Consider the following 22,313-nt stretch of genomic DNA (forward strand, 5'->3'; position numbering starts at 1 on the left):
GGCGGCGCTCGGTCTTCCCGCTCTGCCGGCGGCCGTGACAGTGAGCGGGTAGCGCTGCTGCTCTAACCATTCCCTATTCCCGACTCCCCATTCCCATGTCGTTAGCCCACGCAAGCACCGAAGCGCTCAGCGAAGGCGGGGCGCTTGCGCGTCAGCTCGATGCGTTCGTGCCGCGGCCGGCGCAGTTGCGGTTGACCGCGGCGATCGCCGAGGCGTTCGAGCAGCGCGACGTGCTGCTGGCCGAGGCCGGCACCGGGACCGGCAAGACCTATGCGTACCTGGTGCCGGCGCTGCTGTCGGGGCTCAAGACCATTGTCTCCACCGGCACCCGCGCGCTGCAGGACCAGCTCTACCACCGTGATCTGCCGCGGGTGCGGGCGGCGCTGGGCGTGGGCCTGAGCAGCGCGCTGCTGAAGGGGCGCGCCAACTATCTGTGCAAGTACCGCCTGCAGCAGGCGCGCGGCGAGCCGCGCTTCACCGCGCGCGAGCAGGTCGCGCAGTTCCAGCGCATCGTCGCCTGGAGCGGGCGCACCCGCTTCGGCGACATCGCCGAGCTGGACGCGCTGGCCGACGACTCGCCGCTGCTGCCGCTGGTCACCTCCACCGTGGACAATTGCCTGGGCACCGAATGCCCGTTCTGGGGCGAGTGCTTCGTGGTGCAGGCGCGGCAGCGCGCGCAGGCCGCCGACCTGGTGGTGGTCAACCATCACCTGCTGCTGGCCGACCTGGCGCTGAAGCAGGAAGGCTTCGGCGAGATCCTGCCCGGCGCACAGGCCTTCGTGATCGACGAGGCGCACCAGTTGCCGGAGCTGGCGGCAAATTTCTTTGGCGAAGGCTTCGGCATGCGTCCGCTGCAGGAGCTGGCGCGCGACTGCCTGGCCGAGAGCCGCCATGTCGCCGGCGCGCTGGCCAGCCTGCAGGCGCCGGCGCAGGCGATCGAACAGACCCTGCGCGAACTGCGTGCGGCGATGGAGGGGTTGCCGGCGCGCGGCACGCAGTGGCGGCTGCTGGCCAAGCCGCAGGTGCGCGACGGCTTCGATGCGCTGCTGGCCGATCTGGCGCGGCTGCAGGAACCGCTGGCGGTGTTGCGCGAGGCTTCGCCCGGTTTCGACGCCTGCGCGGCGCGTGCGCGCGAACTGCGCACGCGGCTGGGGCGCTGGCTCGGCGAGGATGCGCCGATCCCGGATTTCGAGGCCGAGCCGGAGGCGGAGGCGCCGTCGAACGACGTGCTGTGGTACGAGCTGACCCCGCGCGGCTTCCGCTGCCAGCGCACGCCGCTGGACGTGTCCGGGCCGCTGCGCGCGCACCGCGAGGCCTCGCACGCGGCCTGGGTGTTCACCTCGGCGACGCTGGCGGTGAAGGGCGAGTTCGAACACATCGCCACCCGCCTGGGTCTGAGCGACCCGATGACCTTGCTGCAGCCCAGCCCGTTCGACTGGGCGCGGCAGGCGCTGTGTTACCTGCCGGCACTGCCCGATCCGGCGGCGCGCGGTTTCGGCACGGCGTTGATCGCCGCGCTGCAGCCGGTGCTGGAGGCCTCGCAGGGCCGCGCCTTCCTGCTGTTCGCCTCGCACCGCGCGCTGCGCGAGGCGGCCGAGGCGCTGCGCGACGGACCCTGGCCGCTGTTCGTGCAGGGCGAGGCGCCGCGCGCGACCTTGCTCGAGCGCTTCCGCGCCTCCGGCAACGGTGTGCTGCTCGGCTCGGCCAGCTTTCGCGAGGGGGTGGACGTGGTCGGCGATGCGCTGAGCGTGGTGGTGATCGACAAGCTGCCGTTCGCCGCCCCCGACGATCCGGTGTTCGAGGCGCGCCTGGAGGCGATCCGCCGCGACGGCGGCAACCCGTTCCGCGACGAGCAGCTGCCGCAGGCGGTGATCGCGCTCAAGCAGGGTGTGGGTCGCCTGATCCGCAGCGAGCGCGACCGCGGCGTGCTGGTGCTGTGCGACCCGCGCCTGCTGAGCAAGTCCTATGGCCGCACCTTCCTGGAGTCGCTGCCGCCGTTCGCCCGCACCCGCGACGTGGAGGACGTGCGCCAGTTCTTCGCCGCCGAGGCCGCGCCGCTGGGCGATAATCCCGAGGCCGCGACGCCACCGGCCGCGTCAGACTAGCCGCCGCGCCGCTCTTGCTTTTGCGAATCCCCAATCCCGAATCCCCAATCCCGGCTCCTCAATGAACCTCCTCGCCTTCGAAACCTCCACCGAAGCCTGCTCCGTCGCCGTCATGGTCGGCGACCGCGTGCTGGAGCGCTTCGAGTTGGCGCCGCGGCGGCATGCCGAACTGGCGCTGCCGTGGGCCGAGCAACTGCTGGCCGAGGCCGGCATCGGCCGCCGCCAGCTCGATGCGGTGGCCTTCGGCCGCGGCCCCGGCGCGTTCACCGGCGTGCGGCTGGCGATCGCGGTCGCGCAAGGCATCGCCCTGGCCCTGGACCTGCCGGTGCTGCCGGTGTCCACGCTGCAGGTGCTGGCGCTGCGCGCGCCGGCCGATGCGCCGCGGGTGCTGGCGGCGATCGATGCGCGCATGGGCGAGGTCTACACCGCGGCCTACGCGCGTCAGGCCGATGGCGGCCTGCAGGCGCTGATCGCCGAGCAGGTGCTGAATCCGGAGGCCTTCGAGCTGCCCGAGCCGGAGGCGGCCTGGGCCGCGGTCGGCACCGGTCTGGCGGCGGTCGATGGCACCTTGCAGCGGCGTTTCGGCGCGCACTGGCGCAGCGCCGATGCGCAGGCGCTGCCGCATGCGGCCGATGTGCTGACCCTGGCCGCGGCCGCCTACGCGCGCGGCGAAGGGATCGCGCCGGAACGCGCCGAACCGGCCTACCTGCGCGACAACGTCGCCCTGACCCTGGCCGAGCAACAGGCGCAGCGGGCCGCGCGATGAACGCCGCGGTGACGCCCGGCGACCGCTTCCGCGGTTGCCTGCTCGGGCTGGCAGTCGGCGACGCACTGGGGACCACCCTGGAATTCAAGGCGCCCGGCAGCTTTACGCCGATCGACGACATGGTCGGCGGCGGCCCGTTCGAGCTGCAGCCGGGGCAGTGGACCGACGACACCTCGATGGCGCTGTGCCTGGCCCACAGCCTGCTGTACCGGCAGGGCTTCGACGCCGCCGACCAGATGAACCGCTACTGCAACTGGTATCGGCACGGCTACCTGAGCAGCACCGGCACGTGTTTCGACATCGGCAACACCGTGCGCGCGGCGCTGGAGCGCTACCTGCAGGGCGGGCCGGCGTTCAGCGGCAGCGACGATCCGCGCGCGGCCGGCAACGGCGCGCTGATGCGACTGGCGCCGGTGGCCATGTTCTACGCGCAGCGCCCCGACGAACTGGCCGAGCGCGCCGCCGACAGTTCGCGCACCACCCATGCCGCGGCCGAAGTGCTGGACGCCAGCCGGCTGTTCGCCTTCCAGTTGCGCGCCGCCTTGCTGGGCGAGGACCGTGCGCAGGTGCTGCAGCCGACGGATGCACCGCCGATGCAGACGCCGGCGCTACGTGCACTGGCCGTGCGTGACCATGCTGTGGTGCCGGCAACGCAGATCCGTGGGACTGGTTACGTGGTCGATGCGCTGTCGGCGGCGCTGTGGTGCTTCGCGACTACCGACAATTTTGCCGATGCGGTGCTGCGTGCGGCCAATCTCGGCGACGACGCGGATACCACGGCCGCGATCTGCGGGCAGTTGGCCGGTGCTTTCTATGGCGTCGAAGGCATCCCCGCGCCCTGGCGCGCGCGGGTGCAGGATGCCGCGGAGATCGTGGCGCTGGCCGAGCGGCTGCAGGTGGCCAGTCTGGTGCAATGAGACCGCGCACGGGTGCCGAACCGTCAGCGGCCGGCACCCATGCGCGTCTCCAGCGCGCCTCAGTAGTCGTAGCTGACGCTCAACCGCAGCGAGCGCGGTGCCTGACGCAAGAGTGCCGCGCCGTACACCGGGTCCAGGTCCGAGTTGCCCGGGCCTGTCTCTGAATACGGATACTTCCAAAGTGTGGCTTGGCCGTTGAAGACGTTGAACACGTCCAGGCTGAAAGCCAGTTTGCGTTCCGCATAGGACGGGCGCCACGTGACCCCGAGATCGAGCTGCTGCAGCCATGGCAGGCGCCCCTGGCTGCCGGGAGGCGCCGGTTGGCCCTGGTAGTAGTGGTAGGCGATGCCGTACAAGGTAGGGTCGCTGTGGTCTGGGCCGTAGGAGCCAAGCGCACTGAATGGCGAGCCGGAGATGAGCTTGAAGTTCGCCGACACCAGCCACGCGGGGTCGATCTGGTAGTAGCCGTAGAACTTGAACTGATGGGTGTGGTCGTTGCTCTGCGGGCCGTTGGTGTGCTCCATCAACTGCGCGAAGTCCCAGGCCTGGGTGGTGGATACCGCGGTCTGGCCGATGCCCGACAGCAACTGGCCCTCGGTGGTGCCGTAGCTGCGCGACCAGGTGTAGTCGAGGCGGCCGTACCAGCGCTGGTCGAACGGATGCTCCAGCGACAGGTTGAGCCCGTAGTAGTTGCGCTTGAACGCCGGGAAGCCGAACTGCGCGTTGCTCAGCGGCACCTTGACGTAGTTGCCCGAGGTGTCGACCAGGGTGAAGGTGTTGGCCCGGCCCGGGTTGATCAGCCAGCAACTGACAGGGTTGCTGGCCAGGGTCACCGTATGCCCTTGCGCCGCGGCGGCGGCGAACACGGTATCGCTGTCGCAGTAGTCGTCCACGCCGCTGCGCAGGACGCGGTAGGTGCCCTTGGCGCCGTAGACCCAGCTGTCGCCCCAGGCCCTGGTGAAGCCGAGGATGAACTCGTCCTGGAAGGAGGGCTTGATGCCTTGTGTGGCGACGGTCTTGGGATCGGGCAGGATGCCGTAGTTGTTGTTGGCCGAGACCGCGCCGGAGATCTGGGTCAGGCCAGTCGGATAGCCATTGGCGTCGATGCCGCCGTAGGTGTAGTAGGTCGAAGTGGCCAGGGTGGCGCCGGCGGCGTTGAACGCCGGGTTCAGCGGCAGCGCCAGGTAGTAGCGGCCGGCGTTGCCGTACACCTTGAAGCGCGCATCGCCGTCGACGTCCCAGCTGAAGCCCAGCCGCGGCGCCCATTGCCCGCTGGTCTGCTTGATGTACGGCGCGCCGTCGCGGTTGTAGTTGGTGAACTGGTCCAGGCGCAGGCCCAGGTTCAGCAGCAGCCGGTCGTTGACCTGCCAGTTGTCCTCCACGTACTGCGCGCGCTGCGCCGAGCGCACCGAGGCCAGTGCGCTGTAGATGTACTTGCGCACGTAGTAGCCGTCCTGGCCATTTGGGTAATTGCCGGTCGCTGGCACGAGGTCGGCATTGATCGGCACGTTGGGCTTGGCTTGGCCATATATCCAGTAGTAGCCGTCGCCCGATGCCACCGAGCCGCGGTTGAGTGCGCGCGCGTTCTGGTTGTCGATGCCGATGGTGATGCTGTGCGCGCCGATGGCGTAGTTCAGGTCCAGGCGCAGGTTGTCGGTGCGGTTGCCGCGCGCCGGGTCGACCAGGAGCGAGGTGGTCTGGGCATTGGTGATGGGCGTGCCGCCGGTGTAGGCCGGGTTCTGAAAGTTGGAGCTGGAGATGTAGGTCAACGCGCCGTTGTAGCTGGGATTGCGGCTGTAGTCGTCGGTGCGCTGCTGGCCGTACAGCGCGCTGAAGGTCAGGCGGTCGGTGAGGTAGCCGGTGTACTTGGCGCTCCACAGGTCGCCGCCGGTCTTGGTGGTGTCGGCATCGCCGCGCAGGGCACCGATGTCGCGGCCGCTATATAGATAGTACTTGCCTCGGGTGACATAGCGGCTGGAGGCGCCAGTGATCTCCAGCAACTGGCTGTCGCTGATGTTCCAGTCGAGCTTGGCGTACCAGCTCGGCCGGCGGTACTGGTAGTCGTAATAGTAGTTGCCAGGGGTGGTCTCGCGGGTGCCGTAGAAGCGGTCGCCGTCCTGGCGTTGCAGCTCGTAGGCGCCGAAGAAGAACAGCTTGTCCTGGATCAGCGGGCCGCCGGCGTAGACGCTCTGGGTGCTGAGCGTGGAGCCGCTCTTGCTGTCCGGCCGATACAGCGCGCCGTTGCCGGGCGCGTACACGTCCTTCTGCGCGGAGCGCAGGCCATCCGGCTCCCAGGTCGCCTGGCCGCCGAAATGCCATTCGTTGCTGCCGCGCTTGCCGACCGCGTTGATCACGCCGCCGTCGGAACGCCCGTACTTGGCGCTGTAGCCGCCGGTGTAGACCTCCAACTGGTCGATGCTGCCGTAGGGCAGGGTCAGTCCGCCCAGTCCGCGCAGCGGGTCGGTGGTATTGAAGCCGTTGATGTAATAGGCGTTCTCCGCGGCCGAAGAGCCGCCGAAGCTGAGCAGCTGCGCGCCGGTCGGGCCGATGTAGGTGCCGCTGCCGCTGTTGCCGGCCACGCCGGGCGCCAGCTGCGCGATCGCCTCGGCCGAGCGGCCCAGCGGCAGGCGCTGCAGCTGTTCGGCATTGATCACCGTGCGCGAGTCCACGCTGCTCACGTCGATCGCGGCGGCGGCGCGGTCGGCGCTGACCTGGACGCCGGCCAGGCTGGTGGTGGCGGGGCTGAAGGAAACTTCGGTGACGCCGCCGACGGTGAGGCCGACGCCGTCGCGGCTACCCAGCACGCTGCCGTCGGCGCCCTTGGCGATGATGGTGTAGGTGCCCAGCGGCAACTGGCCGACGCTGTAGCGGCCGCGCGCGTCGACAGTGACCTCGCGGCTGAGGCCGCTGTCGCTGCGGACCAGGATGCGCTGGGCATCGGCCGGCGCCTGGCCGGCGACGGCACCGGTGGTGGACTGGGCCTGGGCCGGCGGCAGGGCGAGTGCAGCACTCAGTGCCAGGGCGAGCAGGGCGGGCCTGCGGAGGGAACGATAGTTGTGCATGTACGGGGCGGCTCGGGTGGTGGTGGGGCGGGGGCACGCCGCGCCGACTCGAATCCGCCCGTCCTGGATGATGCGGTGCGCGGTAACGTTCCCCCGCTCCATTAACCTTAATGGGCCGCCATCACAGAAATGCCGCGTCGTTATGTCGGCGGCACCAATGGTTATGTCGCTTGCCGCCGGGTGTTCCGTGCGGGCGTACCCTCACCCCAACCCCTCTCCCGATGGGAGAGGGGCAGCGCTTTCCTTCTCCCCTCGGGAGAAGGTGCCCCGAAGGGGCGGATGAGGGTCCGGGCGGAGCCTCGTGCGCCCGAACTTCGTGGGTCGCTATGCGCCGTACCCTCACCCCAACCCCTCTCCCGAGGGGAGAGGGGCTAGCGCTTTCGCTCGCCGCTCAGCGGTCGTCGATCAGGCTGCCGCCGGGCAGGAACACCCAGGTGCGGGTCACCTGCAGGATGTCGACGTTGTCGTCGGTGCGCGGCAGCGGTGGGAACGGTTGCGCCAGTTGCACGATCCGCAGCGCGGCGGCGTCGAGCATCGGCACGCCGCTGGAGCGCAGGATGCGGCTGCTTTCCAGGCTGCCGTCGCGGCGCACGCCGACGCTGATCACCACCTGGCCGCCAAGCCGGCGCCGCCGCGCTTCGTCGGGGTAGTTGAGGTTGCCGACGCGCTCGGCGCGGTCGACCCAGGCGCGCAGGTAGTTGGCGTAGGCGTATTCGCGGGTGCTGGCGGAGACGAACTTGCGGTTGGGGCGCTTGGCGTACTGCTCCGAGCGCAGGTGCACTTCGGCGGCCAGCCGCGCCATCTCGGCATCGCGCTGTTCGCGCTGCGCGTCCACCGGCCGTTGCGGGTCGTCGGTGCGCGGCTGCGTCTGCGCCGCCGGCAGCGGGTGCTCGCCGCGCGCGCTGCTGACCACGCGCGGGGTCGGTTCCGGCGCGGCGGCCGCGGTCTGCGCGCGCAGCGCTTGCGGCGCCAGCCCGTCCTGGCGCTGCGGCACCACGCCCGGCTGGCTGTCGCGCGGGCGCTGGGGTTTGTCGTGGTCACCGCCGCCCTGCTGGTTGGCCTGGGCCAGGAAGTCGGCCTGTTTCGGCGTCAGTGGCGTGCTGGTCTGGCTGAAGATCACGTCCAGGGTCGGCACCAGCGGCGCGTCGTCGTCGATCGCAAAGCCCACGCCGAGGATCACCAGCCCGTGCACGATCAGCGACAGCACCAGGGTGGCGCTGAGCCGTTCGCGCTCGCCGATGCGCGGCGCGGGCGTCGCGGCGGCCGCGCTCATCGCGCCGGGTAGGCCTCGATGGCGTCGAACAGCAGCCCGGCGATGTTGAGCCCGAACTGCGCGTCCAGTTCGCGCACGCAGGTGGGGCTGGTGACGTTGACCTCGGTGAGGTAGTCGCCGATCACGTCCAGGCCGACGAAGCGCATGCCGCGCCGCTTCATCTCCGGGCCGACCTGGGAGGCGATCCAGCGGTCGCGCTCGCTCAGCGGGCGGCCTTCGCCGCGGCCGCCGGCGGCCAGGTTGCCGCGGAACTCGTCGCCCTGCGGAATCCGCGCCAGGCAGTAGTCCACCGCCACGCCGTCGACCAGCAGGATGCGCTTGTCGCCGGCGCTGATGTCCGGGATGAAGCGCTGCGCCAGGGCCAGCTTGCGGCCGCCGTCGGTCAGCGTCTCCAGGATCACGTTGAGGTTGGGGTCGCCGGTGCCGCTGCGGAAGATCGAGCGCCCGCCCATGCCGTCCAGCGGCTTCAGCACCGCCTGGCCGTGCTCCAGCACGAAGGCCTTGAGCGTGGCGGCGTCGCGGCTGACCAGGGTCGGCGGACAGCACTGCGGGAACAGCAGGGCGGCCAGCTTCTCGTTGAAGTCGCGCAGGCCCTGCGGGTCGTTGACCACCTGCGCGCCGGCGCGCTGGGCCACGCTGAGCACGTGGGTGTCGTACAGGAACTCGGCATCGAACGGCGGATCCTTGCGCATCAGCACCACCTGCCCGGGGCCGAAGGTCAGTTCGGCGAAGGCGTCCAGCTCGAACCAGCCGGCCTTGTCGTCGCGTACCCGCAGCGGCGCCGCCTGGGCCAGCGCGCGGCCGTCGCGCAGGGTCAGCCCGCCGGGGCGCACGTAGTGCAGGCGATGCCCGCGCCGCTGCGCTTCCAGCAGCATCGCGAAGGTCGTGTCTTTGGCGATCTTGATGCTGGCGATGGGATCCATCACCACGATGACATCGAACGGCATGGGGGCACCTGTGGGGCTGAGCGGAAGATGGTAGCGGGTCGGCGGGGGCGCCGCGCACCGGGCGTCCGGCGCGGTCGCACGGTGTCGCACGTGATCCGCCAAACTGTGACATAGTTTGTGCTGTTACGCGGTTCAACGCGGACCCGTCGCGGCGGCCTTGACAGTCGCAGCGGGTCTTGGGATACATGTCGTTTCGCAGCGAAGCCGGATCCGATGAAGCGTCGCGCGCTTGGGGGCAAGTGATGAGTGAAAACACGACTGCGGGTGGGGAACTCGCAGGCTTGCGGGTGATGGTGATCGACGATTCGAAAACAATCCGTCGTACCGCCGAAACGTTGCTGAAGCGCGAAGGGTGCGAAGTGGTAACGGCGACCGACGGCTTCGAGGCCCTGGCCAAGATCGCCGATCAGCAGCCGCAGATCATCTTCGTGGACATCATGATGCCGCGGCTGGACGGCTATCAGACCTGCGCGCTGATCAAGGGCAACCAGCTGTTCAAGGCCACGCCGGTGATCATGCTGTCCTCCAAGGACGGCCTGTTCGACAAGGCGCGCGGGCGCATCGTCGGGTCCGAGCAGTACCTCACCAAACCCTTTACACGCGAAGAGCTGCTGGGCGCGATCCGTACATACGTCAACGCCTGACCAGGGGGAAAGGCAGCATGGCCCGTATCTTGTTGATCGAGGACTCACCGACCGACCGGGCGGTGTTCACGCAATGGCTGGAAAAAGCCGGGCACCAGGTCCTGTCCACCGACAATGCGGAGGACGGGATCAAGCTGGTGCGCGAGCAGGCGCCGAGTCTGGTGCTGATGGACGTGGTGCTGCCGGGCATGAGCGGCTTCCAGGCCACCCGCGCGCTGTCGCGCGACGAGGCCACCCGGCACATCCCGGTGCTGATCATCAGCACCAAGAGCATGGAGACCGACAAGGTCTGGGGCATGCGCCAGGGCGCCACCGACTACATCGTCAAGCCGCCGCGCGAGGACGAACTGATCGCCCGCATCAAGCAACTGGTGGGCTGACATGCGCTCGCCCTTCGACATTCTCGAAGCCTACGAGCGGCGCAGCCTGGCGCATGCCGTGCAGATGCCCGAGCGCGCCTTCGACGACGACGTCTGGCGCGGGGTCGGCTACCGCGTCGGCACGCGCCACCTGGTCTCGGACTTCCGCGAAGTGGTGGAGATCGTGCGCATGCCGCCGGTCACCCCGGTGCCGGGCGCGCAGCCGTGGCTGCTGGGCGTGGGCAACCTGCGCGGCAACCTGTTCCCGGTGGTCGACCTGAAGCAGTTCCTGGAAGGCGAGCGCACGGCGCTGCAGGAAGGCCAGCGCGTGCTGATCATGCGCCAGAGCGGCGGCGACGTGGCCCTGACCATCGACGAACTGTTCGGCCAGCGCAGCTTCACCGAGGCGCAGGCGGTGGAGCCGGGCGATCTGGCCCAGGGCCGCTACGCGCACTTCATCGACCGCGCCTTCCGCGGCGACGCCCAGGACTGGGGCGTGTTCTCGCTGTCGCTGCTGTCGCGCACTCCCGAATTCCGGCAAGCCGCCGCCTGAGCGCGCGCGCTGCCTCCGCATCGAAGACCGAGGTCGCATCATGAGTACTGCTCCGGACGCCCGCAAGGCCAGCAAGCTCGGCAGCGTGGGCACGAGTTTCTGGCTGGGCCTGCTGGCGTTGTCACTGGTCGTGTTCGGCGCCAACACCGGCGTGGCCACCTGGCAGGGCAATCGCCTGGCCGGCGCCAGCACCGGCGCGGCCGACCTGCAGGTGCTGTCGCAACAGCTGGCCAACCAGGCCCGCGACGCGGTGTCCGGTAACGCCGAGACCTTCAAGCAGTTCAAGCAGACCAAGGCGAAGGTGGAGAGCACCGTCGCCGAGCTCAACGCGCGCTACGCCAACGAGAACAACGTGGCCGGGCCCCTGCAGGCCCTCGACGCCACCTGGGCGCCGCTGGCCAAGCACGCGCAGCAGGTGGTGGACAGCGAACCGGCGGTGCTGGCGCTGGCCGGCAACGCCGACCGCTTCGTCGGCGGCGTGCCGCAGCTGCAGGCGCAGTTGAACGAGGTGGTGCGCGCGATGACCGTCGGCGGCGCCCCCGCCGCGCAGATCTACAACACCCTGCAGCAGGTGGTGGTGGCCGGCACCATGGCCCGCCGCGTCACCGAAATGCGCGCCGGCGGCCGCGGCGCGGCCAGCGCCGGCGACGCGCTGGCGCGCGATGCGGTGGTGTTCGGGCAGATGCTCGAAGGCCTGCGCAACGGCAACGAGGAACTGGGCATCGCCCCGGTGCGCAACGCCGCTGCGCTGGCCGCGCTGGAGCAGTCGCAGGCGCAGTGGGCGGAAATGAAGAAGGATCTGGACGCGCTGCAGGCCAGCTCGCGCAGCCTGTTCGCCGCGCAGTCCGCCGCCGCGGCGCTGACCGCCGGCTCGGGCAAGATGCTGGACGACAGCAAGAAGCTGTTCGACGCGTTCTCCGCGTTCGGTTCGACCCGCGACACCCGCCTGTTCCCCAACTTCTGGCTGGGCGTGGTGTCCGGCCTGCTGGCGCTGCTGTCGATCATCGGCTTCGTCTGGACCACGGTGCGCAGCCGCAGCCGCGAGCAGGAAATCCGCCTGCAGACGCAGGTGGAATACAACAGCCGCAACCAGCAGGCGATCATGCGCCTGCTCGACGAAATCAGCTCGCTCGGCGAAGGCGACCTGACGGTCAAGGCCTCGGTCACCGAGGACATGACCGGCGCCATCGCCGACGCGATCAACTACGCCGTCGACGAACTGCGCCACCTGGTGACCACCATCAATGACACCTCGGCCAAGGTCGCCGTTTCCACCGAGGAAACCCAGGCCACCGCGCGGCAACTGGCTGAGGCGGCGGGGCACCAGGCCGAGCAGATCGGCTCGGCGTCCGAGCGCATCAACGAAATCGCCGCCAGCATCGAGCAGGTCTCGCGCAACTCCACCGAGTCGGCGGAAGTGGCGCAGCGCTCGGTGGTGATCGCGGCCGAGGGTGCCGGCGTGGTCCGCGAGACCATCCAGGGCATGGACCAGATCCGCGACCAGATCCAGGAGACCTCCAAGCGCATCAAGCGCCTGGGCGAGTCGACCCAGGAAATCGGCTCGATCGTGGAACTGATCAACGACATTTCCGAGCAGACCAACATCCTGGCGCTCAACGCCGCGGTGCAGGCCGCCTCGGCCGGCGAGGCCGGCCGCGGTTTCGCGCTGGTCGCCGACGAAGTGCAGCGCCTGGCCGAACGCACCTCCGGCGCCACTCGCCGCATCGAAGGCCTGGTGCAGACCATTCAGGCCGACACCAACGAAGCGGTCAGCTCGATGGAGCAGACCACCTCCGAAGTGGTGTCCGGCGCGCGCCTTGCCGAGGACGCCGGCACCGCGCTGACCGAGATCGAGCGCGTGTCCAACGCGCTCAACACCCTCATCAAGAACATCTCCATCGCCGCGCACCAGCAGTCGGCGGCGGCGATCGACATCACCCAGACGATGGACGTGATCCGGCAGATCACCGGACAGACCTCGCAAGGCGCGGGACAGACCGCCGAATCGATCGGCCGCCTGGCGCAACTGGCGGCGGACCTGCGGCGCTCGGTCGCCGACTTCAAGCTGCCGGCGTAAGCGGGCCGGAACCGGGTGGAAGGAAGCGCACATGACGTACCGTGAACAACTCCCGCACTCCGTCGCCGCGCTCGCGCGGCACGGCGCGTGCCCGGCCGCGGGGACGCGGCGATGAGCGCGCTGCGCGATGCGATGAGCCATGCCGCGCTCGGCTGGGTCAAGCCGGAACTGGACGAGACCCTGCGCCAGGTCCGCGGCGAGATCGAAGCCTTCGTCGAGGAACCGGCCGACACCGGCCGCATGCGTTTCTGCGCCGGCTACCTGCACCAGGTGCAGGGCACCTTGCGCATGGTCGAGCTGTACGCGCCGGCGATGGTCGCCGAGGAACTGGAGCTGCTGGCGACGGCGGTGCAGAACGGCCAGGCGGCCGACCGCGACGAGGCTTGCGCCACGCTGATGCGCGGCACCGTGCTGCTGCCCGACTACCTGGAGCGCCTGCAGGACGGCCACCGCGACATTCCGATCGTGCTGCTGCCCTTGCTCAACGAGATCCGCGCCGCGCGCGGCGAAGCCGGTCTCAGCGAGGGCGCGCTGTTCGCGCTGGCGCCCGACGCCACTGCTGCCACCGAGGCCGAGCTGGACCATGCGCGCGGCAGCCTCGCCGGCCGCAACCGCGAACTGCTGGACACCGTCGGCACCGCGATCAAGGAAGAACTGCTGCGGGTCAAGGATGCGCTCGACCTGCACCTGCGCACCGGTGGCGACGTCGCCGCGCTGCAGACCCAGGTCGACGAGCTGGGCAGCGTCGCCGACACCCTGGGCGTGATGGGCCTGGGTGTGGCGCGCAGCGTGGTGGTGCAGCAGCGCGATGCGCTGCGCAGCATCGTCGACGGCGCCCGCGCGGCCGACGAAGGTCTGTTGCTGGATATCGCCGGCGCGCTGCTGTACGTGGACGCCTCGCTCGACGACCAGGTCGCCTACCTGGGCGCCGGCGGCGACGTGCAGGACGAGGCCAGCGCCGCCGAGGCGCGGCGCACGGTGGAAGTGCTGGCGCACGAGGCCATCGCCAATTTCGGCAGCGCCCGCGAGCACTTCGTCGCCTTCATCGAGACCAACTGGGACCACGCGCGCCTGGACGAAGTGCCGCGCCTGCTCGGCGAGGTCGCCGGTGCCCTGCGCATGCTGGAACTGCCGCAGCCGGCCGACTACCTGGAGGGCGTGCGCCGCTACGTCGCCACCGAACTGATCGGCAAGCGCCGCGTGCCCAGCGGCCGCCAACTCGACACCCTGGCCGACGCGATGGCCAGCCTCGAGTACTACCTGGAAGCGCTGCGCGAGCGCCGTCCCGGGCGCGAAGAGATCCTCGACATCACCCGCAGCAGCCTGGAAGCGCTGCGTTACTGGCCGCTGCCCGACACCGCGCCGGCTGCGCCAGGCGTGTTGCCCAGCGCAAGCGAGGCGGCCGAATCGGCCGAGGCCGCGCCGCCGGTGGTTGCCGATCGCATGGGCGAACCTGCGTCGTCACCTTCGATCGCCGCACCGGCCGTGCCGGCCTGGGATCTGGCGCCGGTCGAGGCCGCGCCGGAGACGACGTCGCGCACGCAGGACACGCCGGCCGCACCGCAGGCACCGCAGTGGAGCCTGGCGACCGACGCACCCGACACCGCCGCCGAACACGCCTCCACGCCCGCCGACGCTGGCGACGAGCATGAGCACGAGCAGGAACAGGAAAGTGCCGCGCCATCGCAGGCGCTCAGCTTCGATCCGGTCGCGGCCGAACAGGACAGTTGGACCGGCACCGCCGAGCCGCTGCATATCAGTCTCGATTCCCTGGTGCTGGAACAGGACGCGTTGCGGCCGGAGACGCCGACGCCATCCGCGTTCGCACATGAAGACGCCGCCGCCGCTCACGCGGCGCCCGTGTCCGAAGTCGCCGGCTTCGATCCGGTAGCCGCCGAGTACCAAGACGAGGCGCAGGCCGATGGGCCGGCCGTATTCGCAGAGCTTGGCGAACACGACGATCCCAATCTGATCATCGTCGACGCGCCCGCCCCTGCAGAGGACACCGACGCCGCCACGCCGCCGCTGGTCATCGAACTGGAAGACGCGCCTGCTTTCGCCGACGCGCCGAACACGGCAGCCGACGAGGTACACACGCTCGACTGGCACGCCACCCCGGCCTCGCATGACGAGCAGGCCGCGTCCGCGCTGCCGCCGTCGGATACGACTGCGCTGGCCGACGCTGCGTCCCACATCGCGCACGGCGAGCGCCTCGATGCGGCAGGGCCGGCTGAACCCACCGATACCGCTGCCGAAGACGTTACGCAGGCCATTCCGACCGAGCCTGCGGAGGCCGCCACCAGCGACACCGCAGGCGAGACCAGTCCTTACGCTCCCCTGGATGACCAGGTGCACGCCGATGCCGGCCCTGCCGCCATCGGCGAGGACGCACCCACCGACGCCGTGGCCGATGCGCCGTCGGCGCGGGCGCATGCCGCGCTGGACGCCGAGGAACAGGCGACGCCCGAGCCGGCGCCGGAACACGCTGCCGCCGCTGCGCCGGTGTCGGACGCGGAAGCTGCGTTCCTGGCCGATCTGGAGGCTGCCGCCGCGCAGTTCGACGTGACCTCGGCCGCGCGCAGCGGCGAGCCCGCGGCCGCAACGCCCGCCAGCCCGGAGGCGAGTGCCGCGCCGGCCGCCGCGCCGCCTGCCGCCGAAGCCGGTTTCATCGACGGCGATGGCGAGATCGACGAGGAAATCCGCGCCGTGTTCCTCGAGGAGTTCGACGAGGAACTGGTCAATCTCGGTACGTTGCTGCCGGCCTGGCGCGCTGTGCCTGGCCACATGGAAAGCCTGCGGCCGATCCGCCGCGTGTTCCACACTTTGAAGGGCAGCGGCCGCCTGGTCGGCGCGCGCGTGCTCGGCGAGTTCAGCTGGAAGATCGAGAGCATGCTCAACCGCGTGCTCGACGGCTCGCGCCCGGCCAGTCCGGCGGTGGTGGCCATGGTCGAGCAGGCCTACGCGGTGCTGCCGCAGCTCAATGCCGCGCTGCGCGGCAACGGCACGGTGCAGGCCGACCTGGACGCGATCCAGGCGGTGGCCGAGCGCATCGCCGCCGGCGAGGACGCGTTCTATTTCGCCACCCCGCAGGCGAGCGCCGCACCGCGCGCGGGGACGCCGGCGTCGGTGGACAGCGTGCTGCGCGAGATCCTCGAAGCCGAGGTCGCCACCCATCTGGAGACCGTGCACGCCTGGCTGCAGGACGCACCGCAGCCCGCGACCGAAGCGCTGCTGCGCGCGGTGCACACCATGAGCGGCGCGTTCGCGATGACCGACGTGCCGGAGATCACCGCGGTCACCGGCCCGGCCGAGAGCTACGTCAAGCGCACGCTGGCCGCCGGCAGCGTGCCCAGCAGCGAGGGCGTGCGTGCGCTCGAGGACGCCGCGCGCGCGGTCGCCGACACCATCGCGGAACTGCAGGCGCCGTCGCCGGTGATTCCGCCCTTCACCGAGCTGTCGCAGCGCCTGCGCGCGCTGGTGGAGACCCTGCCGGAAGTGCAGTGGCCGCCGATCGCGCACGACGAGGACGACGAAGACCTGTCCGCGTCGGCACCGACCGAGGCTGGCCTCGATACGCAGGCCGTGCAGGCGGTGGAACTCACCGCGGCCGACGATCTGTCGGCGTTCCTGGGCGATGCCGCGCATCTGCACGAGACGCTGCCGGTGGACGAAGCGGCCGGGCAGGCAGGCGAGGGCGACGTCGACCAGCACGCCGCCGGTGTTCATGCGGACTTGGCGTCCGTGCCGTCTTCTGAAGAGGCACCGGCGTCCACGCCGGCAGAAACCGACGCCACCCTCGACAGCGAGGCCGTCATGCCGGTCTCTGTGGATGAGGACACGTCGCGCGTGGCCCAGCCGACGTCCGAGCACGACGATGCGCCGAGCCAGGATGAGGCATCGGTCGAAGCGCTGGCGGTACCGCATGACGAACGCGACGCCGACGAACAGGCGGCATTGGCGCAGGAAGGCCAGCTCGACGAGCTGACCGTGGATGCGCCGCTGAGCGCCGAGCAGGTGGCGGACGATGCCGCACCGGACGCGTTGGATGCGGCTGCGGCCCCGGACGCGAGGGCCGATGCGGCCGCCGCCGATGCCGCGACCGACACGGCCACGGACGCACAGGACGTCCAGGCACCGTCGCACGACGGCGAAGCGCACGATTCCGAAGATCGCCAGGCCGAGGTGCAGGTCGACGCGACGCAGGACGTGTCCGACCATGCGCAGGATGTCCAGGCATCCGATCATGCGGCAGCCGACGGCGATGCCGAAGGCCACGCGGCCGACGCGCACGCGGGCGACACCCAGGATGATGCCGAGCACGCGCACGATGCGCAGGCGCCAGAGGACATGGCAGCCGACGGCGATGCCGCGGACCAGGCGACCGAAACGCCGGCCGACGACGTCCACGATGCACATGCGCAGGCGTCGCAGGGAGCGGACGACGAGGCCACGCATGGCGTCGCAGACGCACCGGCCGACGACACCGCGGAAGCGCACGAGCAACAGCTCAACGACGACGCGCCTGCGATCGGCTTGCACCAGCAGCCGTTGGCACCGTCGGGCGGCTGGCGCCACGATGGCGTGGCCTCGGCCAACGACGATACCGAGGCCGCCGCTGAGCACGGCGGCGCGACGCCGGATGCCGCAGCGCATCCGGAGGACGCAACGCACGAAGGCGATGCGGCGTCCCTCGCCACCGACGCAGTGGGCGAACACACCGACGCCGAGGCGGATGCGGAACACGTCGCACCGACCGGTGGTGCGGGTGATGGCGCGCCGCACGACGACGCCGCCGAAGCGGCGTCGGCCGATCACGCCCACGAAACGACCCATCCGCACGTGTCGAAGGCAGCCGCGCCCCCGCCGTCCGACCCGGACGCCGCGCATGCCGCGGCCGATGCCGCGCGGACCGATCTGTCGGCCGTCGATCTCGGCCCGCTGGACTTCGCCGACCTCGATCGCGAACTGGTCGATATCTTCGTCGACGAAGGCAAGGACCTGCTCGACCATTGCGACCGCCTGATCGCCGAACTGCGCGCCGCGCCGCAGGACCGCGAGGTGCTCGGCGGCCTGCAGCGCGACCTGCACACGCTCAAGGGTGGCGCGCGCATGGCCGGCATCAATGCCATCGGCGATCTCGGCCACGGCATCGAGTCCTTGCTGGAGGTGGTGGCCGCGCATCGCGCCGAACTCGACCGCCAGGACGTGCAGTTGCTGGAGCGCGGCTTCGACCGCCTGCACCAGTTGTTGACCCTGACCGGCAACCACCGCGCGGTGGCGATGCCGCAGGACCTGATCGGCGCGTTCGACGCGCGCGCACACGGGCAGGCGCCTGCTGCTGCCATCGGCGATGCCGACACCGCCGCTGCGGCGCCGGTCGCGGCGATCGAGGACAGGCAGGCTGCCGCCGCCGTGGCAGCCGTGGCGACGCCGCTGTCGGCACCGCTGCCGGTGGAGGGCGCGCTGGACGAAGAGTCCACGCTCGCGCGGCCGATGCAGGAACAGGTGCGCGTGCGCGCCGACCTGCTCGACCGCCTGGTCAACAATGCCGGCGAAGTGGCGATCTACCGCTCGCGGCTGGAGCAGCAGTTGGGCGCGTTCCGTGGCGCGATGGCCGAACTGGACCGCACCAACGCGCGTCTGCGCGACCAGTTGCGGCGTCTGGACCTGGAGACCGAGGCGCAGATCGTCGCCCGCTACCAGCGCGAACAGGACCAGGCCGAGCAGAGCTTCGACCCGCTGGAACTGGACCGCTTCTCCACGCTGCAACAGCTCAGCCGCGCGCTCAACGAGTCCGCGGCCGACCTGGGCGGCCTGCAGGGCGTGCTCGATGACCTGGCGCGGCAGTACGACGGCCTGCTGCAGCAGCAGTCGCGCGTCAGTTCCGAACTGCAGGACGGGCTGATGCGCGCGCGCATGGTGCCGTTCGACGGCCTGGTGCCGCGGCTGCGGCGCGTGGTGCGCCAGGCCGCCAGCGAGACCGGCAAGCAGGTGCATCTGAGCCTGGAAGGCACCCACGGCGAACTCGACCGCAACGTGCTCGACCGCATGGTCGCGCCGCTGGAGCACATGCTGCGCAACTCGGTCGCGCACGGCCTGGAAACGCCGGAACAGCGCCGCGCCGCAGGCAAGGCGGAGGAGGGCAACATCGCCATCCGTCTGCGCCGCGAAGGCTCGGAAATCGTGCTGGAAGTGGCCGACGACGGCGCCGGGCTCGACCGCGAGGCGATCCGCCGCCGCGCCGAGCAGCGCGGCCTGATCGCCGCCGACGCGGCGCTGTCCGACGACGAACTGGATGCGCTGATCTTCGCGCCCGGGTTCAGCACCTACGACCAGGTCAGCCAGCTGGCCGGCCGCGGCGTCGGCATGGACGTGGTGCGCAACGAAGTGCGCCAGCTCGGCGGCTCGGTGGACATCCACTCGGTGCGCGGCCAGGGCGTCACCTTCACCCTGCGCCTGCCGCAGACCCTGGCGGTGACCCAGGCGGTGTTCGTGCAGATCGGCGACACCACCTTCGCGGTGCCGGTGGCCTCGGTCAGCGGCATCGGCCGCATCGGCCGCGAGCGCTTCGAGGCCGGCACCGGCGGCTACCGCTACAGCGGCGAGGAGTACGCGCTGCACGACCTCGGCTCGCTGGTCGGGCAGGCGCCGGCACGCGCCGAAGGTCAGGCGCAGGTGCCGCTGCTGCTGGTGCGCGCGGGCGACCTGCGCGCGGCGGTGGCGATCGACCAGGTGCTCGGCAACCGCGAAATCGTGGTCAAGCCGGTCGGCCTGCAGATCGCCTCGGTGCCCGGCATCTACGGCGCCACCATCACCGGCGACGGCCGCGTGGTGGTGATCCTCGACATCGCCCCGCTGGTCCGCCGCTACCTGGCGCAGCCGCAGCGGCCGGTGGTGGAGGCCGCGCCGACCGAACAGCGCCGCGTGCCGCTGGTGATGGTGGTCGACGACTCGCTGACCATGCGCAAGGTCACCGGCCGCGTGCTGGAACGGCACAACTTCGACGTGGTGTCCGCGCGCGACGGCGTCGAGGCGCTGGAACGCCTGGAAGAGCGCGTGCCCGACCTGATGCTGCTCGACATCGAGATGCCGCGCATGGACGGCTACGAACTGGCGACCGCGATGCGCGCCGATCCGCGCTACGCCGCCGTGCCGATCGTGATGATCACCTCGCGCAGCGGCGAGAAGCACCGCCAGCGCGCCTTCGAACTGGGCGTGCAGCGCTATCTCGGCAAGCCCTATCAAGAGTTGGATCTGATGCGCAACGTCTACGACCTGCTGGGGATCGCCCGTGTTCGCGAATGACGGCGACGCCACCTCCACGCCGGTCGCGTTGCTGGCCCGTCCCGGCAAGGCGCGCGAGCGCCTGCGCGAAGCGCTGCACCTGGTCGGCGCGGCGATCGTGCTGGAAGACGACCCCGGCGCGATCGACGCGCAAACGCTGTCCGACGCCGCGCCCGCGGCGGTGCTGATCGCGCTGGAGCCGGCCATCGAGGACGCACTGGAGCGGCTGGATGCGGCGCTGGCGCTGCCCGGCATCACCGTGATCTTCGACGAGGCCGAGCTGGCCGCGCGCCGCGAAGGCTGGGAAGCGCAACGCTGGGCGCGGCATCTGGCGGCAAAGCTGCAAGGCCACCAGGACGTGCTGCCGCCCGGCCGCGAGACCGAGACCGGTCTGCAGCCGGAGCCGGGCCTGCCGGCGACGCCGGCGCAGTTGCACGACGACGCGCCGATCGGCGTGCACGTCGACGAAGCCGCCAGCTTCGCCGAAGCCGCGCCGGAAGACGGGATGTACACCTGGCAGCCGCCGGCCGACGTGGCGCCCGGGTTCGAGGACCTGCAGTTCGCGCGCGCCGAAGCCGCTGCCAGCGAAGCGTCCGTGCAGCCGGCTGTGCCGCACGTCGATGCGACACCGGCGGCGCCCGCCGCCACGCCCGCTGCGCTGCCGGCCAGTGCCTGGTCGCTGGTCGACGACGACGCGCCCTTGCTCGCCGCTGCACCGCGCGCGCCACAGCACATCCCGCAGTTCTCCACCGAAGGCTTGTCGCTGGTCGCGCTGGAGTCGGAAGAGCCCGCGTCCACGACCGGTGCCGCTGCAGGTGCTGCCGCGCGCGGTGCGGTGCTGGTGATGGCCGGCATCGGCGGCCCCGACGCGATCCGTCGCCTGCTCGCCGCACTGCCGGAGAACTTCCCGCTGCCGCTGCTGGTGCAGTTGCGCCTGGACGGCGGCCGCTACGGCAACCTGGTCAAGCAGATCGCGCGCGTGTCCGCGCTGCCGGTGCTGTTGGCCGAGGCCGGCGAGCCGGTCGTTCCCGGCAACGTCTACATCCTGCCCGACGACGTCGGCGTGCACGGCACGGCCGGCCTGCGCTTCGTCGCCCAGGACGCCGGCGCCTCGGTGGTCGCCGGCCTGCCGGCCGCACACAGTGCGGTGCTGCTGCTCAGCGGCAGCGACCCGCAACAGGTGGAGGCGGTGCTGGCGCTGGCGGCGCAGGGCGCCTGGGTGGCCGGGCAATCCGGCGACGGCTGCTACGACCCCGCCGCCGGCGCGCAACTGATCCTGCAGGGCCATCCCGGCGGCGATCCGGCGCAACTGGCCCAGGCCTTGACCGCGCGGTGGAGCGGCTGAGCGAGGCGGCACACGCCATTCGCCGCTGCGCCCATATCGCGCGTTTTTTCCGCTTTCAGGACGAAGTCACTCCATGAGCAGCTACGCCAGCAACGACGAAATCCGCGGTGTCCTCATCCTGGCCGGCAGCGAGCGCGTGCTGCTGCCCAACGCCACCATCGCCGAAGTGATGTCGCGCGTGCCGGTCGAACCGCTGCCCGACGCCCCACACTGGCTGCTCGGCCAGATCGCCTGGTACGGCTGGAAAGTGCCGCTGGTCTCCTTCGCCCGCCTGACCGGCCTGGGCGCCGAGATCGTGGCGGCCAACAACAAGATCGTCGTACTCAAGGCCCTGGGCGGCAACCCCGACCTGCCATACGTGGCACTGCTGACCCAATCCTTCCCGCAACTGATCTCGGTCCCCCGCGACGGCCTGCTCGCCGACGCCTCCGAAGAAACCCTCCCGCCCGGCGTGCACATGCGCGTGCTGCTGGGCGAGCAGAGCGCCTTGCTGCCGGATCTGGAGGCGATCGAGGGGATGGTGGTGGAGCGGTTTACTGTTGCGGGCGTGTAAGAAGATTTCGCTTGCCTCGAAATCCAGTCAAGTTTTTAAAAAAAACTTGAATGCTTAAATTCGGCGAAGTTGATATTTATTATTTTATGCCAGGGTGCTTCATGTCGAGCTTTTGGGTTTTTGTTGAGCGATTTCGTTGTCTCGAACGCAAAAACATCTGGGTAGTGAAATTTGCTTTTTCCCTCTTGGCTGTATTTGCATTCAGCGACATCGCAAAGGCTGATGGCCCTGATGCAAGCTGCGCGAGCAGAACGGATGACTGTTCATATGCTCGAGCGAGTGCGGTCACGGATGGTTGGGTGAAATATTATAGTGATCCGGACCGCTACCCGCCTAGCATCCAGCCTTATGTTGTTGAAATTCCTGCGCCTCCCGGCGATGAATTCGCTTCGCAATGCGTGCGATGGAAAAATTATGGCGATAGTTGC

Annotated in this window: 12 protein-coding genes and 2 pseudogenes; 11 read left to right on the forward strand and 3 right to left on the reverse strand. The window is 70.3% G+C overall.

Annotated elements, in window-relative coordinates:
• Positions 1 to 95 precede the first annotated feature (95 nt).
• The 3 genes from yoaA (at position 96) to PG878_RS06410 (ending at position 3,788) form a co-directional block, all read left to right on the forward strand.
• Positions 96 to 2,105: a DNA repair helicase YoaA gene (gene yoaA, locus PG878_RS06400; protein ID WP_209029609.1), complete on the forward strand. Its 2,010-nt coding sequence runs from the start codon at positions 96 to 98 to the stop codon at positions 2,103 to 2,105.
• A 61-nt stretch (positions 2,106 to 2,166) separates the two neighbouring features.
• The gene (gene tsaB / locus PG878_RS06405; protein ID WP_209029610.1) at positions 2,167 to 2,871 is read left to right on the forward strand and encodes a tRNA (adenosine(37)-N6)-threonylcarbamoyltransferase complex dimerization subunit type 1 TsaB; all 705 of its coding nucleotides are present in this window, start codon (positions 2,167 to 2,169) and stop codon (positions 2,869 to 2,871) included.
• Positions 2,868 to 3,788, forward strand: coding sequence for an ADP-ribosylglycohydrolase family protein (locus PG878_RS06410; protein ID WP_209029611.1), 921 nt, complete (start codon positions 2,868 to 2,870; stop codon positions 3,786 to 3,788). Before tsaB ends, PG878_RS06410 begins: the two co-directional genes overlap by 4 nt.
• 59 nt (positions 3,789 to 3,847) lie before the next feature.
• On the opposite strand, the gene PG878_RS06415 is transcribed toward PG878_RS06410, so the two are convergent.
• The 3 genes from PG878_RS06415 to gshB all read right to left on the reverse strand — a co-directional run bounded on the left by PG878_RS06415 (position 3,848) and on the right by gshB (position 9,070).
• Positions 3,848 to 6,850 (reverse strand): TonB-dependent receptor, encoded by a 3,003-nt coding sequence (locus PG878_RS06415; protein ID WP_209029612.1) that lies wholly within the window; start codon positions 6,848 to 6,850, stop codon positions 3,848 to 3,850.
• A gap of 391 nt (positions 6,851 to 7,241) precedes the next feature.
• Positions 7,242 to 8,123: an energy transducer TonB family protein gene (locus PG878_RS06420; RefSeq protein WP_209029613.1), complete on the reverse strand. Its 882-nt coding sequence runs from the start codon at positions 8,121 to 8,123 to the stop codon at positions 7,242 to 7,244.
• Positions 8,120 to 9,070, reverse strand: coding sequence for a glutathione synthase (gene gshB / locus PG878_RS06425; protein ID WP_209029614.1), 951 nt, complete (start codon positions 9,068 to 9,070; stop codon positions 8,120 to 8,122). The genes PG878_RS06420 and gshB overlap by 4 nt, the downstream gene beginning before the upstream one ends.
• Positions 9,071 to 9,312: 242 nt before the next feature.
• On the opposite strand from gshB, the gene pilG reads away from it, so the two are divergent.
• From pilG to PG878_RS06460, 8 genes and pseudogenes are all read left to right on the forward strand, one after another.
• Positions 9,313 to 9,714 carry a twitching motility response regulator PilG gene (pilG, locus tag PG878_RS06430; RefSeq protein WP_003472648.1) on the forward strand — a complete coding sequence of 134 codons (402 nt, stop codon included), beginning with the start codon at positions 9,313 to 9,315 and terminating at the stop codon, positions 9,712 to 9,714.
• A gap of 17 nt (positions 9,715 to 9,731) precedes the next feature.
• Positions 9,732 to 10,094 (forward strand): response regulator, encoded by a 363-nt coding sequence (locus PG878_RS06435; protein ID WP_209029615.1) that lies wholly within the window; start codon positions 9,732 to 9,734, stop codon positions 10,092 to 10,094.
• Position 10,095: 1 nt separating this feature from the next.
• Positions 10,096 to 10,626 carry a chemotaxis protein CheW gene (locus tag PG878_RS06440; RefSeq protein ID WP_010343241.1) on the forward strand — a complete coding sequence of 177 codons (531 nt, stop codon included), beginning with the start codon at positions 10,096 to 10,098 and terminating at the stop codon, positions 10,624 to 10,626.
• Between the two features lie 40 nt (positions 10,627 to 10,666).
• On the forward strand, positions 10,667 to 12,703 hold the full coding sequence (locus PG878_RS06445) for a methyl-accepting chemotaxis protein (RefSeq protein WP_209029616.1): 2,037 nt from the start codon (positions 10,667 to 10,669) through the stop codon (positions 12,701 to 12,703).
• A gap of 111 nt (positions 12,704 to 12,814) precedes the next feature.
• A pseudogene (locus PG878_RS20835) lies at positions 12,815 to 14,476 on the forward strand (Hpt domain-containing protein); the annotation flags it as partial.
• 507 nt (positions 14,477 to 14,983) lie between these two features.
• Positions 14,984 to 20,008, forward strand: a pseudogene (locus PG878_RS06450) (hybrid sensor histidine kinase/response regulator); the annotation flags it as partial.
• Positions 19,995 to 21,332 (forward strand): chemotaxis protein CheB, encoded by a 1,338-nt coding sequence (locus tag PG878_RS06455; RefSeq protein WP_209029618.1) that lies wholly within the window; start codon positions 19,995 to 19,997, stop codon positions 21,330 to 21,332. The pseudogene PG878_RS06450 and the gene PG878_RS06455, both read left to right, overlap by 14 nt.
• Before the next feature lie 73 nt (positions 21,333 to 21,405).
• Positions 21,406 to 21,885: a chemotaxis protein CheW gene (locus PG878_RS06460; protein WP_209029619.1), complete on the forward strand. Its 480-nt coding sequence runs from the start codon at positions 21,406 to 21,408 to the stop codon at positions 21,883 to 21,885.
• Positions 21,886 to 22,313: the final 428 nt, after the last annotated feature.

Source organism: Xanthomonas hawaiiensis (genome assembly GCF_031834635.1).
GTDB classification, from domain to species: domain Bacteria; phylum Pseudomonadota; class Gammaproteobacteria; order Xanthomonadales; family Xanthomonadaceae; genus Xanthomonas_A; species Xanthomonas_A sacchari.

Coding starts and splice junctions, on each gene's coding strand:
- yoaA (WP_209029609.1), top strand. CDS start 96: ATGTCGTTAGCCCACGCAAGCACCGAAGCGCTCAGCGAAGGCGGGGCG.
- tsaB (WP_209029610.1), top strand. CDS start 2,167: ATGAACCTCCTCGCCTTCGAAACCTCCACCGAAGCCTGCTCCGTCGCC.
- PG878_RS06410 (WP_209029611.1), top strand. CDS start 2,868: ATGAACGCCGCGGTGACGCCCGGCGACCGCTTCCGCGGTTGCCTGCTC.
- PG878_RS06415 (WP_209029612.1), bottom strand. CDS start 6,850: ATGCACAACTATCGTTCCCTCCGCAGGCCCGCCCTGCTCGCCCTGGCA.
- PG878_RS06420 (WP_209029613.1), bottom strand. CDS start 8,123: ATGAGCGCGGCCGCCGCGACGCCCGCGCCGCGCATCGGCGAGCGCGAA.
- gshB (WP_209029614.1), bottom strand. CDS start 9,070: ATGCCGTTCGATGTCATCGTGGTGATGGATCCCATCGCCAGCATCAAG.
- pilG (WP_003472648.1), top strand. CDS start 9,313: ATGAGTGAAAACACGACTGCGGGTGGGGAACTCGCAGGCTTGCGGGTG.
- PG878_RS06435 (WP_209029615.1), top strand. CDS start 9,732: ATGGCCCGTATCTTGTTGATCGAGGACTCACCGACCGACCGGGCGGTG.
- PG878_RS06440 (WP_010343241.1), top strand. CDS start 10,096: ATGCGCTCGCCCTTCGACATTCTCGAAGCCTACGAGCGGCGCAGCCTG.
- PG878_RS06445 (WP_209029616.1), top strand. CDS start 10,667: ATGAGTACTGCTCCGGACGCCCGCAAGGCCAGCAAGCTCGGCAGCGTG.
- PG878_RS06460 (WP_209029619.1), top strand. CDS start 21,406: ATGAGCAGCTACGCCAGCAACGACGAAATCCGCGGTGTCCTCATCCTG.